At 40.9% G+C, this 15,517-nt stretch carries 9 protein-coding genes; 7 read left to right on the plus strand and 2 right to left on the minus strand.

Annotated elements, in window-relative coordinates; genetic code table 11:
- The first annotated feature begins 228 nt into the window (after positions 1–228).
- The 4 genes from H6G05_RS11050 to H6G05_RS11065 all read left to right on the plus strand — a co-directional run bounded on the left by H6G05_RS11050 (position 229) and on the right by H6G05_RS11065 (position 9,593).
- Entirely contained in the window at positions 229–2,229 is a 2,001-nt protein-coding gene (locus H6G05_RS11050) for a hypothetical protein (protein ID WP_190578230.1), read from the plus strand.
- Positions 2,222–3,217, plus strand: a complete 996-nt coding sequence (locus H6G05_RS11055; protein ID WP_190578231.1) for a hypothetical protein — start codon at positions 2,222–2,224, stop codon at positions 3,215–3,217. The genes H6G05_RS11050 and H6G05_RS11055 overlap by 8 nt, the downstream gene beginning before the upstream one ends.
- A gap of 15 nt (positions 3,218–3,232) precedes the next feature.
- Positions 3,233–8,929, plus strand: a complete 5,697-nt coding sequence (locus tag H6G05_RS11060) for a DEAD/DEAH box helicase (protein ID WP_190578232.1) — start codon at positions 3,233–3,235, stop codon at positions 8,927–8,929.
- Between the two features lie 94 nt (positions 8,930–9,023).
- Positions 9,024–9,593: a hypothetical protein gene (locus tag H6G05_RS11065; RefSeq protein WP_190578233.1), complete on the plus strand. Its 570-nt coding sequence runs from the start codon at positions 9,024–9,026 to the stop codon at positions 9,591–9,593.
- A gap of 27 nt (positions 9,594–9,620) precedes the next feature.
- Here the strand turns inward: H6G05_RS11065 and H6G05_RS11070 are convergent, their stop codons facing one another.
- Together H6G05_RS11070 and H6G05_RS11075 are read right to left on the minus strand one after the other, a co-directional pair.
- On the minus strand, positions 9,621–11,114 hold the full coding sequence (locus H6G05_RS11070) for an MBOAT family O-acyltransferase (RefSeq protein ID WP_199310475.1): 1,494 nt from the start codon (positions 11,112–11,114) through the stop codon (positions 9,621–9,623).
- Between the two features lie 2 nt (positions 11,115–11,116).
- Positions 11,117–11,479: a DUF1830 domain-containing protein gene (locus tag H6G05_RS11075; protein WP_190578234.1), complete on the minus strand. Its 363-nt coding sequence runs from the start codon at positions 11,477–11,479 to the stop codon at positions 11,117–11,119.
- Positions 11,480–11,892: 413 nt separating this feature from the next.
- Here H6G05_RS11075 and H6G05_RS11080 point away from each other — a divergent pair, with 413 nt between their 5' ends.
- From H6G05_RS11080 to H6G05_RS11090, 3 genes are all read left to right on the plus strand, one after another.
- On the plus strand, positions 11,893–13,515 hold the full coding sequence (locus H6G05_RS11080) for a photosystem II high light acclimation radical SAM protein (RefSeq protein WP_242025427.1): 1,623 nt from the start codon (positions 11,893–11,895) through the stop codon (positions 13,513–13,515).
- A 153-nt stretch (positions 13,516–13,668) separates the two neighbouring features.
- A complete protein-coding gene (locus H6G05_RS11085) occupies positions 13,669–14,250 on the plus strand; it encodes a Uma2 family endonuclease (protein ID WP_190578235.1) in 582 nt (193 codons plus the stop codon).
- Between the two features lie 7 nt (positions 14,251–14,257).
- Positions 14,258–15,466 (plus strand): Era-like GTP-binding protein, encoded by a 1,209-nt coding sequence (locus H6G05_RS11090; protein WP_190578236.1) that lies wholly within the window; start codon positions 14,258–14,260, stop codon positions 15,464–15,466.
- Positions 15,467–15,517: the final 51 nt, after the last annotated feature.

The following is a 15,517-nucleotide window of genomic DNA, read 5'->3' on the forward strand; positions in this document are numbered from 1 at the left end:
GAAATTTATGCTATTCATTTTTGGTGCTGGTGTTCAATATCCGCACCTTATACGATGAATGGCTTTTTTATCTATAACTCCTAATTCTGTCCGCAGTATTGATCATAAAATCATTAAATAGATATCTAAATTTCTATTTTGCTGTCTAACGTGTTACAGCGTATATTTAGTTTAAACACGAAAATAGCATGATGCATTGATCTAGAATGGGGGGAATAGATTTTTTACATGAATTATAGAGACTGGAATAATCAAATTGCTGCTCATTTTTTCCATCCTGATATGGCTGGGAAGAATGTTTATCTGTATGTTACTCAAGAGCTAATAAGTGATTTGGGGCAAGATAAAGGAGTGGGGTTTGCGGATTTTATCAATGCTGTGAAGACTGGTTTTAGGACTAAGCGGCAATCTGAAGGAATTTGCAAAGATGCGCTATGGAGTATGAGGCTAAGAATTAATCAACCATATCCTTTGTACATTGCTTATCTGGCATTATTTGTCCTTGCTGCTGGTGTTGATGGGGAATTTGCAACTCATGCATATTATCCAAGGTTGAGAGAATTATTTGGTGACCCCAGCGCTACAGGAACATATCCTAATTTTGGCGAAATGTGGCAACTATGGAAAGACCTAAGTAAATGGGCAAATGAGGAGAGGTCTGGCGAACTAGGAATATTTACTTATAGAAGTGTTGGCAATCAAATACATATTGGATTACCTCTAGCGCAAGCGCTTTTGAGTGAAGAAGAACGGCGATCGCTTCCCTACATTTTTGCTGAAGCTAACTTAGATCCAATGACTCCGCGAGAACAAGAGGAGATTGGGGCATTAGTAAGCAAAAATGGGCGTAACTACTTACTCAATCGAACTTTACGGCTACTCAAAGAAACTAACAGTAATACAAACGATATAAGGCAGGCTTTGCTCGAAATTATTATTGATGAGCTGCATGACTGGGATGGATATGTTGAAGATTCATTAAACAAGACGGGACAGGTATATGGCTCTTTGAGGTTGTGTTGCCGTATCGATCAAATTGCTGGACGTACTGATTTCTCGTTGCGTTGTATGACTAAACGGGAATTTCCTGAAGATGGGTTGACATTAAAGTCAGATAATAATCAGTCTTATTCTTGTGAAGAGTATGGTGATGGTTGGTCTTCTCCGATTACAACGACTAATGGTCAAATGTTGGATGCTTCTCGCTTAGATTGGGTGCAGGGTGTGCAGGTACGATCGCATGATTCAAAATGGTGCTTTAGATTGCCAGCATCTCCAATTCGGATACTTGTTGATGGAAATAGTGAGGGTTTATCAGGTTTGGTCGAAGTGCATCAATTACCTGTACAGAGACAGTTTTACTTGGCTGCCCATGAAGATTGCCTAAATTTACTTACGCAGTGGGGCGAATCTAGCTGTCAAGGCTTTGAAAAATTATCGATCGCTCAAGGTCTACCCAATAGATGGCATTTTTTTAAAGTAGGTTTGGCTTGTAGCGATGAGCCAATTAAATATACATATTCTGTAATGTCGTTCCCGACTACATTGCGATTAGAACTTGTGGGTGGGATTCGTGTTAATCGAGGCAATAAGTTTTTCAGATTTGCGCCACCTAAATTGGTTTTACAAGGTAACACAGATTCTATTGAAATTTTTTGCAATGATATCCCGCTAAAGTCTGATGATACGGGCATCTATGAATTGCCTCTAGATTCATTGGAAATGCTAATTAAAGCAAAACGTGGAGAAAATACGGTTAAAACTGCCTCTCTATCATTAGTTGAAGATATTTCTTGGCAATTTGAAGATATTAATTGCAGATGCGATCGCTTTGGCAATGGTTTAACAGAACTTACTGATGCGAATGGCGTTACTGGGGCGTTAGTAACAGACTTTGATTGCCCTAGTTTTAACTTCAACACCTTGTTGCCTATTCAAGGAAAGCAAAGAGTTGTCTTTGTGGGTAGAAAAACTGGTCAAATTTCAAGCTCAGTACCTGAAGACTGGATACCTGTTTGGCTTGTTTCAAAAGGTCGCCGTAGTCAAGTCTTTTTCTGTGGTGGCAATTTAGCTGAATCTGAACCTATTTCAGTAACCTGCAAAGATAGAAAAAGATTGAAAGATTGGAAAAAGTTGCTTTGGGGAGAACGTAAAACAGTTTATCTGCCTACTCATCCAGATTTACGAAGCCTATGGAAAAAGTTTGAAAAGGAGGCAGAGCGTGTTTAATAGTGACAGGTTGCTTTATATTTTGTCAGCTAAACAAGATCTTAGTTGGACAGCCTTTAAATCGGTATTTGCCGCTTTGTATCCATCGATCGCCAGTGTTAGTGACTTAGAAAAACAGAGCATCAAAAATAAAAGACTGGAAGTGTTGCGATCGCTTGATGCTTTGGGGCATTGTGATTTTGATTTCACAGGCAACAGTGTTTATGTAGCTCCTCCTGCGTTGGTGAGGTTGCCCTGTGCTGGGTTTCCTCAAGCGGTTTTAGCAGGTGCGCGATCGCCTCAAACCCTTGAACAAATCAAAGATATTTGTAATTCTTTGGGCAAGCATATTAATGTCGAAATTCAGCCAGACGATGATCTGTCACTAGTACCAAGACGGATTACTGTTCAAGTAGAAGATGCTGAAGAGTTGAGAAAAATTGCAGACTCGCTCAAGATACATTTTAAAGAAAATCCCGCCGCTTGGGAAATATTAAATTTCTCTGGCAGTCTTCAGGATTACTTAGCAACACGCACATGGTCTGATGCTCCTGAACTCAATTGGCAACGTCAGACATTTAACACTAATTTTTTGCAGTTTCATTCTCATCAAGATCCTGAAAAGAATATCCGTCTTAGCCAGTATAAAAATCTCAAACGCAATACCCAAGCTTATTATTTTTGGCGAGATGGTCAGAGTACAGAAATAGATCGTGATTGGGGACGCTATGCAGTTTTGAGTGCGATGCACATAAATATTCTGTTTTACGATAAACGTAAGTTTATGATGGCTGTGCCTATTGGTGCAGAATTACCATGCTTGCTAAAACGAGCTTTAACGCTTTGCTCTGGGTATGTGCCAGAATATAGAGACAAAATTGATTCTTTAGCAAAATTATTGCCAAAAGTTAAAGGATTTAATCTATTTCAATCAATTCCACCTCAAATTGCTGAAATGGCTGCCTCTAAGTTAAGCCAAAACCTTATCATTCAATCTTTAGATATCTAATAGTAGAGATCATCTATGCAAGATCCTATTGGTGCTTTTGAAAAAATTCGTGACAGCTTGATTTTATATATCAAGACTGCCTTTGGCACTCGGTTTCCTGAGATTGAGCAAGAACGCGAAAGGCTCTTGCGAGAAACTGGTGCATTCTATCAAGAGCCTTGGATTGAGCCTCTGCCACGTTATTTAAAATCTGGGAAGTCGATTGACAATATTCAGCTTACTGATGTCCCTAATTTAGATGAAGCAGCTTTGCAAGATTTTAAGAGTCTTGCTGCCTGTGGACTAGTTGGGAAATATGAACTTTACAGCCATCAAGTCACGATGCTGAATAAAGCATTAGCAGGGCAAAATATGGTTGTAACTGCTGGTACTGGTTCTGGAAAAACTGAATCTTTTCTATTACCTCTATTTGCTTACCTTGCAAAAGAATCAAGAAACTGGCAAGCCCCTAATGCTGAACATCCTCGTCTAAACGACTGGTGGGAAAATGAGGATTGGCAGAATCAATGTAATCCTCTTGTCAAGACAAAACGTAGTTTTAAGCAATCTTATCGAGTTTCACAAAGAGGACATGAAAACCGTGATGCTGCGGTACGAGCTTTAATTTTATATCCGATGAATGCCTTAGTTGAAGACCAGCTTACAAGGTTACGGCGAGCTTTAGATTCTGACGAAGCAAGGGAGTGGTTTAGCGAGAATAGAAAGGGCAACAGAATTTATTTTGGTCGCTATAACGGTGTCACACCTGTAGCTGGTCGTGAGCAAAAAAAGACGGGTAAACCTAATGGTGAAAAAATTGAAGAGTTGTTAAAAGCGATGAAGCAGATGCAATCATCTGTTGATGCTTCTATTGAACACTTTAATAAAACTGGGGACAATGATGTAAGATATTTTTTCCCGCGTTTGGATGGCTCAGAAATGCGCTGTCGTTGGGATATGCAAGATGCTCCACCAGACATTTTGATTACCAACTATTCCATGCTCAGCATTATGTTGATGCGAGATGTGGATAAGAATATTTTTGATAAAACTAAGGCATGGTTAGAGAAAGAAGATAGTGTCTTTCATTTAATTGTTGATGAATTGCACTTGTATCGGGGGACAACGGGGACAGAAGTTGCTTATCTTTTGCGATTATTGCTAGAGAGGTTAGGACTTCATCCTAATCATCCTAAGCTCAGAATTCTTGCTTCTAGTGCTTCTTTAGAACCAAAAGATCTAGATAGCCTAGAGTTTCTAAATCAGTTTTTTGGTACAGAATGGATATCTGAACAGATTATAGAAGGTAAGTCTGAGCCAATTCCTAGTTTTGACACAGGAGAAATTATTGATAGCCAGCCGTTTATTGATTTAGCTAAATCGCTAGATAAAAAAAGCAATATAGAGGATTTGCAGCAAACTCCTATATACGAAAAATGTCAGCAGATTATGGAGTCTGAAAGTCTTGCTGTTGGCTCTAGGATGATCAAGGCTTGTGAGATTGATCAAAAAACTCGTGCTGTGGCGATCGCTGATTTTGCCAAAAAGGTTTTCGGTAGTAATTTAACCAAAGAAGAACTTAATCTTGCATTAAGAGGACTACTAATTACTCGTGGTTTTAGTACAAAAACCTCATTACCATCTTTTAGAATGCACTGGTTTTTCAGAAATATTGAAGGGCTTTGGGCTTGCACTAAGCCAAATTATGAGTGTGAGGAAGGAGATAAGAGTAAAGACAGACCCGTAGGCAAGCTTTTTGTAGATAATCCTCCTATTCTCTATGACAAATATCGCGTTTTAGAGATGCTTTACTGTGAACAATGTGGCACAGTCTTTTTCGGTGGTAATCGACTCAAACTCGAAAATGATACAGGTTGTGAAATTCTACCCACAGAGCCAGATATAGAAGGTATTCCTGATAGAAAAACATCTGTAGCTCTTGATCGCCGCAAATATTCTGAATTTGTTGTGTTTTATCCTTCTCAAAATATAGATAAGGAGGTTAGCAAAAAAGGTTGGAGACAGCCGTTAAGACAAGCTAGAGAAACCGAGAAGGCTAGTTGGAAGAAATCTTGGCTGGATACTCGTAGTGGCAAAGTTCAAGATTCTCCAGATGGGGAAGTTCAAGATTGGGTTAGAGGTCACATATTTGAGGTTTCACAACAACAAGAATTTATTGGAGCATTACCTTCTGTTTGCCCTTGTTGTGCTACTGATTACAGCAATAAATTAAACCGTAAATCTCCCATTCGAGGGTTTAGGACTGGCTTTTCTAAAATTAGTCAACTGCTTTCCAAAGAAATTTTTTATCAGTTGCCTGAAGATGTAGACTCTCGCAAATTGGTTGTATTTTCTGATAGTCGAGAAGATGCTGCTTCCATATCTAATGGTATCGAGCGGTCTCACTATGGAGATTTAGTAAGAGAAGCAATATTTGATGAACTTGGACAATTAGCAATAGGTGAATTATCTTTACTAGAAGATCTTCAAAACTATGATCAGCCTACTGCTACTGAAGCTAGATTATTTGCTCAACATAATCCAAATGTAGTTGAAGAAATACGCAAGGCGATTAAAAATTCTAATAAACCTATTCCACAAGTTCTAGACCCAGAAGATCTAGAACTATTTCAAAACAGAAAAGATAGCGCTCAAAGTTTACTCAATAAAGTTCAAGAAAGAGGTATAAGCCGAACTGTACCACTGCGAGTTTTGTTTGAAGGAATTGACAATGTTGAAGATACTGGTTTGTTAATTCAGCGCTTAGTACATCTAGGTGTCAACCCTGCGGGTAATGATGTCTTATATCAGGAATTTCATTATGATAATGGATATCATCATTGGACTAAACTATTTGACTTTCAATCTGGTGGATGGGATGCAAAATTATCTCCTGAAGCCAAAATACGGAGAGAAAGTACACTTCGCGCAAAGGTTAAGTCTGAATTATGTAAAGTGCTTTTCAGCCGTCTCTATTTTGGAGTTGAAGCATCAGGATTAGGGTATATCCTGTTGAACTTATCGAAAAATCAGCTTGAAATTTTATCTAATCGATGTGGACTATCAACACCAATATTTGAAAGTATAGTTAATGGTTGTTTGCGAGTTTTAGGCGAATTATATAGGTATCCTCAAATTCCTCAAGAGTATCCGATTGATGACTGGGCGGATTGGAAAGACGCACGAGCAAAATTGCGAAAATACATTGATAAATGCGCTGATGTATGTGGTATTTCACCGCAAAAATTAAAAGAGTCGCTATGGTCAGCTATTTGTTCTGAAGGTAAGCACTATTACTTAAAACTTGATCCTCGCCATTTGTCTGTAAGAGTAGCTATACAAGATGATCCTGTATGGCAATGTGAAATATGCCAATGTCCACATTTACATATTTCTGGTGGGGTTTGTACTAATTGTCTAGCAGATTTGCCAAGTACAAGTAACAAAACCTGTGCAGATTTATATGAGCGCAATTATTACGCTACAGAAGCTGTTAATAAACGCCAACCGATCAGATTGCACTGCGAAGAGCTAACGGGGCAAACAGACGATCAAGCTGAGAGGCAGAGACATTTTCGCAACATTGTTGTTGATGTCGATACACAATCAAGAAATTTCATTCCTCAAGTAGACACTATTGATCTCCTGAGTGTTACGACAACGATGGAAGTTGGGATTGATATTGGTAGCTTGATGGCTGTAGTTATGGCTAATATGCCACCAATGCGTTTTAACTATCAACAACGTGCAGGTCGGGCGGGTCGGCGTGGACAGCCTTTTGCAATTTCACTAACCCTTTGCCGAGGTCGCTCTCATGATGAATTTTATTATCGACATCCAGAAAAAATTACAGGCGATCCGCCACCAGTTCCATTTCTTTCAATGTCACAAGTTGAAATTATCCAGCGCTTATTAGCAAAAGAATGTCTGAGACGTGCTTTTATTGCTGCTGATGTTCGCTGGTGGGACAGTCCCAAACCGCCAGATAGTCATGGAGAATTTGGCACAGTTAAAGATTGGCATGAACAAGACAATCGCCGCCAAAAAGTTCAGGAGTGGCTAGAAACTTCTCTGGAGGTGACTGCGATCGCAAATGCTTTGTTGATCGGTGTTCAAAATGTTGATATAGCCCAGCTAGAGAATTATATACGTCAAGATCTATTCAAGAAGGTTACAGAATGTATTAATAACCTAGAACTAACAGGTGATGGTGTCGCAGAACGTTTAGCTGAAGGTGGTGTTCTGCCCATGTATGGTATGCCTTCAAGAGTGAGAGATTTATATCATCATGATCCATCGAGAAAACAGAAAGTTGCAACCATAGACAGAGACTTAGACTTAGCCATTACTGAATTTTCTCCTAGTGCTGAAAAGACTAAGGATAAACGCATCTATACCTCAATCGGTTTTACTGCACCATTATTACCAGATAAAGAAAGTGGATTAAGACCTGCTGCCGAACAACCACTTTCTAGCCGTAAATGGATGTTGAGGTGTCAACGCTGCCAATGTACAGAAACATCTGAAAGTCCGATTACACATACAGAATGTCCAAATTGCCATGCAACAGAAGAACAAGGATTGCGTATTTTTCAATGGGCTGTACCTTTGGCTTTCCGTACTAGCCTTAACGCAGGTGTTGATGCCAAAGCTGAATATGACATTTTAATTTCAGGTGCTGGCAGTGTAGCTGAGTCTGAGCCTCAAGATTTTAATTTAGTAAGTAATACGAATACTCAGATTGCTTTTTCTGAATCAGGTCGTGTTTTCCGTGTAAACGATAATCGTGGCAAGCTATTTGAAGGTGCAGTAGGTAAGGCTTTCTTTGGAAAAGAAGATAAAAAAATGTTGTCGAATCAGTGGATTGATGAGAGATTTCATAACAAGGCTAATGGTGTAAAGTTTACAAAGACGGGTGAAACTGAAAAGATCGCTATTGTCGCCCCAAAAACTACAGGCGTTCTGCGTATCCAACCCGTGAATGTCCCAGAAGGCTTATGCCTTGATCCCATTACCCACGGTTCAGCAATAAAAGCCGCTTTCTACTCTGCTGCATTTATTGTTCGATCTGTCACTGCACAAGAACTAGATATTGATCCCGAAGAATTAGATGTCAGTGGTTTACGTCAAGTCGATCTAAACGGTGCAAAAGTTGGAGAACTTGTAATTAGCGATCGTCTAGCCAATGGCTCAGGATTTACTGATTGGTTAGCTAAACACTGGGAAGATATCCTTAAAGAACAAATCCTAAATTCTAAAAACAGCTTTGCGGCGGCAATAATGTCAGATGAGCATCGCCAAAAATGTGACTCATCCTGCTATGACTGCTTGCAGCAATATCGCAATATGAACTATCACGGCTTGCTAGATTGGCGCTTAGGACTTTCCTTGTTACGAGTTTTAGCTAATGATAATGGCTCTTGTGGACTAGATGGCAAGTTTGACACGCCAGATCTCGAAGGTTGGCTCCAAACAGCAAGTAACCTGCGTGATACTTTTTGTTCATCATTTAGCAGTTGTTCACCACAGCAATTTGGAGAACTGGTTGGGTTTACATTAGGTGATAAGAAAGTGATTGTCGTACATCCTTTATGGGATTTGTATAAACCTGTTGGTCTATTGGCTGATGCGGTTGCGGTTGCTAAAGTTGAAGATCCTAGCCAAGTTGTTAGATATCTCGACACATTTAACCTGCTACGCCGCCCCAGTTGGTGTTATCAATCGTTAAGCTGAAAAACTTTGCGATCGCTTTTTTATAATAGAAAATGCTCTACTTGGATGTAAACCTAGCAATCTCTCACCCTAAAGATAACCTAAGCTAAAATTTATGAGTGAATCAATTAAAGCAACCCGTGCCACCGTAGCGATCGGGGCATTAATCGTTGATGGATTCATGTTACCCGATGGCAGTTATCGGATGTCGCAAACTCAGGCTGCGGAAACTGTAGGAAAAGATGAAATTAACGCCCGACGCTTTTTGTCCTCAAAGAGCATCAATGCCATACGAGGAGAAGGTTATACGCCCGACAGTATTGAGGTTGAGTCACCCTCTGATAAAAGAGGACAAACCCGATTTAATGCTCTACCTTTAGACGTAGTAACTGCTTATTGGCTTTATCAAAGTAGTCAGGGCAATCAACACGCTCTAGCGCTAGTTTGGTCATTACTGTCTGAATCTCTAGAACGCAGGTTTGATAATGCTTTTGGTGTAATTCGCACTGAGCAGGAGCGAAATGAGAAAACTTCAGCAAAAATCCAAGCTCTCGAAAAAGCTCTTGCTAATTTGGGAGAAGGATTTGCAATTAATGATGAAATACGCCGTGAGCGGGATTATTTCGAGTCTTTGCTCAAACAAAATGGGATCGAGCCTTATAAGTTGCCAAATAGCGATCGCTAATATCCAAAATCCATTCTTCTCGGCAATCTAAAAATCAAAGTAGATGAAGGGGAGTTTCTTGTCGGGACTGAGGATGCTGACTAGGAATAGGCTCACGGGGACTAGAAATAATTTCACTTGCCAATTTAACTGCCACTTGGAGCGATCGCATCGATAGGCAATTAGTGACAAAAGAACGATAGCGAACATTAATAACGAGATTTGTCCCACCGTAATCCCAAGGGACTCCACATAGATTTTTACGCCAAACTGAGGATCGCTCTCGTAGCCCCAAAGTCTTTGTAAAAACATATTGGTGTCGGCTAAATTGGGCAAGCGGAAAGGAATCCAGCCTAAAAAGACCACTAACTGCGTGATCACAATTGCTAAAATCTGCATTGGTATAGGTTTCCAGATTTTATGTAACCCTTCAAATACGCTGCAAACTTCCATCCAGAGGCGATGGACTACTAGCGCCGCACCGTGCCAGACACCCCAAATAATGAAGCCCCAGTTTGCACCATGCCAAATGCCAACGACGAGCATGATGATCATTAAGTTTAGGCAAGTGCGCCAAAGCCCACCCCTAGAACCACCGAGAGGGATATAGAGATAATTTCGCATCCATGCGCCGAGGGTCATGTGCCAACGTCGCCAAAAATCGGAGATGCTTGCCGAAAAATAGGGGAAATCAAAATTTTGAGGCAGCTTAAACCCTAATAACAAAGCGCTACCCCTCGCCATGTCGATATAGCCGCTAAAGTCACAATAAATCTGAATACCATAGGCAAATAAAGCTAGCCATAGATCAACACTGCCAGCGCGTTCAGTATTCCGAAAAGTGAGATCGACCAATCGCGCCATATTGTCGGCGATGATCCCTTTTTTGACGGCTCCACAGGCAAATAACCATACACCTTCAGCAATGTCTGGCAAAACAGGACGCGATCGCGTGACTAGTTGCGGCGCAAATTCTTGATAACGGGTAATGGGGCCAGATAGAAGTTTGGCAAAAAATAGTTTGTAAGCTGCAAAATTTAAAAAATTCTTAGCAGGGCTGTTGCCGCGATAGATATCGATGAGATAGGCAATTAACTCAAACACAAAAAAACTAAGGGTGATCGGCGGTACGATGTTTGCCTTCGCCCAGATTGCTAGCGAACTCCCCACTGGTAAACCCGTAATATTGCCGATCGCCGTCGCTACAAAAGGAATGTACTTAAAACCAAATAGCAGCAGCACATTAAAAAATATCCCCACAAACAGCAGCCACTGCTTCAGGAATTTATCTCCTTTGCGAATTTCTCCTCCTAGCCAGAAATTAACTGCCAACATCACTAGCAATAGCCAGACATATTGTCTCTGGATAAATGAATAAAACATTAAGCTTGCTGTCAAGATAACTAACAAGCGTGCTTGTACATTTGGTAAGAGCCAATAAACAATCGTTGTGATAATCAGGAATTGAGCATAATCAAGGGATAAAAAATCCATTTTTATGCCAAGCAAAAACTGAGAAAACTGGAGGGATAGAAAATCCATCGTTAGGAGACTACTTCAGGTTCAGGCAGGTTAAGCAGCACCGATGGATCCTCAAGGGGGTTGTCGTCAAGTGACTTGATCGGAACCCAGCTTGGTAAGGTGGAGCTAGCTTCTTCTACCTGTAATTGGACACAGGGAATTGTATCCGAAAGTATGGAGCTTGCCATCATGCCTGTATGAATCTCAACATGAGCGGAGGCGATCGCTTCAAAAATAAGATTTTGACCAGGGAACACAACCCGCTCAAAATACCACTGGGGGACATCGGTAATCCTTGCAATTTGGATTTTGCTGGTGGCATTTACATAGGAGCAGACAATTATTTTGTCTTGTAAGTTAGCAGGTAAAGGATCAAATATGGACATAGTATTTTTTATATAAAGTTATTTAAGCAAAAATTAACAAGATTTTTGAAAATCAAACCAACCTAGATTAGTCATAAATCCAAAAATATTCCCAATGAAGACAAATAGACCCTGCCGATCTGTTTGAAATTAACCCGAATACTAATCTTGCCATTTTGCTCGTACATAAAACTAACACTCAAGACTAATTAGCGATTGTAAACACTACTACCAACTACTAATTCGGCGCTTGCTAATTTGATCCCCACTTTGTTGATCCCCATGATTACCGAACTGGCTGTAAAGTGAATATAATTAAGATATGTAAAGACTTAGCAGTGAATATTCCACAATTTCCCAAGTTAGAAATTGTTGTGAAATCTCCAAAAATAATAAAAGCAATAAGAAAAAATTTAGATCAGAGATAAAATCCTATGTCCACCACTGATTTCATAACAAATGCCCATAATTTAGCGAGTGATCTATCTGGTGCATCCGTAGGTTGCGATCGCATTCTCTACATTCGCCTACCATGCAACCCGATTTTCCCCATTGGCGTGGTGTATTTATCCGATCATATTCATAAGGTTGCGCCCCATGTGCAGCAAAACATTTTTGACTTAGGTACAGTGCCACCCCTTGATTTTTATGCAGCTCTAGATCGGGCGATCGACAAGTTTCAACCCAACTTATTAGTTTTTTCATGGCGCGATATTCAGATTTATGCGCCTGTGGGCGGACGCGGTGGTAATCCTCTGCAAAATGCCTTTGAGTTTTACTACGCCAAAAATCCTTTTAAGAAATTACGTGGGGCTGTGAATGGATTACGTCTATTTACCTCTTACTACACTGAACTTTGGCGCAATTCACAGTTAATCAGACGCGGATTAGCTCGTGCTAGACGCTATCACCCTGAGGCTAAAGCCGTGATCGGTGGCGGTGCGGTCAGCGTTTTTTATGAACAGCTAGGTAATGTCTTACCCAAAGGCACGATTATTTCGGTTGGTGAAGGTGAATCATTACTAGAGCGTTTGGTGCAAGGGCGAGAAATCGAAAGCGATCGCTGCTATGTAGTCGGCGAAACGAAGCCTCGCGCTAGATTAATCCATGAGCAACCTGCACCTATCGAAAAAAGCGCTTGCGATTACGAATATATCGAATCGATTTGGGAAGATTTTAATTACTATTTCCGCGATCGCGACTTTTATATTGGTGTGCAAACTAAGCGTGGCTGTCCCCATAACTGTTGCTACTGCATTTACACGGTGATCGAAGGCAAACAGGTTCGCATCAATCCCACCGATGAAGTGATCAAGGAAATGCGAACACTTTACGATCGCGGTGTTCGCAATTTCTGGTTTACCGATGCTCAGTTTATTCCTGCCAAAAAATTCATTGATGATGCCGTTGAATTATTAGAAAAAGTCAAAGCGTCAGGTATGACCGATATCCATTGGGCAGCCTATATCCGTGCGGACAATCTTACGCCTTACCTCTGTCAGTTAATGGTGGAGACAGGCATGAGCTATTTTGAGATCGGTATCACTAGCGGTTCGCAGGAGCTGGTTCGTAAAATGCGAATGGGCTATAACCTCAAGTCTGTTTTACAAAATTGTCGCGATCTCAAAGCCGCAGGTTTTAATGAGTTGGTATCGGTTAACTATTCCTTTAATGTTATCGATGAAACCCTAGAGACAATTCGCCAGACGATCGCCTATCACCGAGAACTGGAAGCAATTTTCGGAGCCGACAAAGTGGAACCTGCCATCTTCTTCATTGGCTTGCAACCACACACACATTTGGAAGACTACGCCTTCAAAAATAACATTCTCAAACCCGACTATAACCCTATGAGCATGATGCCTTGGACAGCCAAGAAACTACTCTGGAATCCTGAGCCGCTCGGTTCTTTCTTTGGTGAAGTTTGTTTAGAAGCATGGAAGCGTGATGATGACGACTTTGGGCGCACAGTGATGGATATTCTAGAGGAACGTCTCGGACGCGCACCATTAGAAGAAGCTCTCGCTGCACCAATGAAGGAACTAGTTAACGTCTAAAACAAGAAGATTCGCAATGCGAATCTTCTTGTTAGGACATAAAACCCAAATAGTGTGAGGCGGCGCGAAGCGCCGCCTCACACTATTTGGGTTTTATGTCCTAACAAGAATGGCGACAGCTATAATATGTAATCAGCGAATGGAATAACATTTATGGTTCAAGCCGCAAGTCCCCAAGTCAAGTATCTATCCTACGAAGAATACTATGCCTATGATGACGGCAGTGACATTTGCTATGAGCTAGAGGATGGAGAATTAGTTGCTTTGCCACCAGAATCAATTTTTAACTCTGATGTATCAATGCGTCTATTGTTCGCATTAGGTAAATTTATCCCTGCCCATTTATTGAGATACAAAGAAGTTTCGATTGAGGTAAGTGGTCGTCGCGCTAGAGTCAGAATCCCTGATCTGATCATTTTGGGCGAAGAATGTCGGGCGGCTCTAGAAACTACGAAAAGAGGAACAATTACCCATGATATGCCACCGCCATTAGTGGTAATTGAGGTCGTGTCGGCTGGACATGAAAATGAAGCAAGGGACTATCGTTTTAAGAGATCTGAGTATGCAGCGCGAGGAATAGCAGAATATTGGATTGTTGATCCTGTGCGTAGCCAGATTACGCTGCTGGCTTGGGTTGAAGGTTTTTATGATGAGTCTATCTATACTGGGGATATGGTGATTAAAAGTGGGGTGATTCCAGAAATTGAGATTAACTTGAGTGACATTCTGGGTTAGATTTTTCATGCAAGATTATCTCCAACAGGTGCGCGATCGCCTCATCAACTATCGCAATTTATTCAATAAAGAATTAACAGAATCTGAGCTAGCAGAGATATCATTCCTTGAAGAGAAGCTGGATAAATGCACGATCGCGATCGCAGTTTTTGGGATGGTGTCACGGGGGAAATCATCGTTAATTAATGCTTTACTTGGGCAGAAGCTAGGCGAGACTGGCGCTACCCATGGCACAACTAAAGATATTGCTGTGTATACGTGGGATATTCCCCCAACCCCTCTCCCTTTGGGAGAGGGGAGAAATAAAATTCAATTGCGATTAATTGATACTCAGGGTATTGATGAGGTTGGCGGTGAAGTAAGAGAAGCAATAGCTCTAGAAGCAGCTAAACAAGCGGATTTAATCTTGTTTGTGATTGCGGGGGATATGGCGCGACTAGAGCAGGAGGCGATCGCCAATCTGCAAAAAGCCTATAAGCCGATTTTGCTAGTTTTCAATAAAACTGACCTTTATCCTGAGTGCGATCGCCTTGCTATTCATCAAGCATTGCAGAATACTGAAATGCGTAAACTGATCTCACCCCAAGAGATTGTCTTAACATCGGTAGAACCAAAGCCCGTTAAGGTACGCATCCAATATAGTGATGGGCGCGATAGTCAAGAGATTTGGGAACAACCAAAACCTGATATCCAAGCTTTAAAAGAGAGAATTCTGGATTTGCTGAATACAGAAGGGAAAGAACTGCTAGCAGTAAATGTGTTGCGATCGCTGTTAGAAATTCAAAACACAGTTACAGAGAGATATGTCCAAAGATTACAAGCATCAACAGCGATCGCCTCTCTAGTATTTATCACAGAGGCGATTGGTGTACTAATATCTCCTTTGCGATGGGTTGATGGTTTGATTAGTGGTGGGATTACGGGCTTATTTGTGATTTGGGCGATTGGTAGATATCCGAGTCAGAAGAAGTATTTATGGTTATTTTTGACTATAGCGATCGCCTGTGTGTCAGGAGGTTTGGGAATCAATAACGAAGTTACACGCTATGTTCAAATTATTGGTTTAGGCTTAAGTTTGTTGTTTCTATTTAAGAGCCTCACTACTGATATTGAACAGAGTTGCGCTTCTGGAAAGCTTGGTGCAAAAACGCTCATTACTGCGATTATTCAGGCTGTGCCTGAAGGCTCCATACTGCAAAGATTACAGAACATGTGAGGGCTGCGCCCTAAAAATTTTTGATGGCGCGGCTGCGCCGCGCCATCAAAA

The sequence above is a fragment of the Phormidium tenue FACHB-1050 genome, from assembly GCF_014696925.1.
Classification (GTDB): domain Bacteria; phylum Cyanobacteriota; class Cyanobacteriia; order Pseudanabaenales; family Pseudanabaenaceae; genus Pseudanabaena.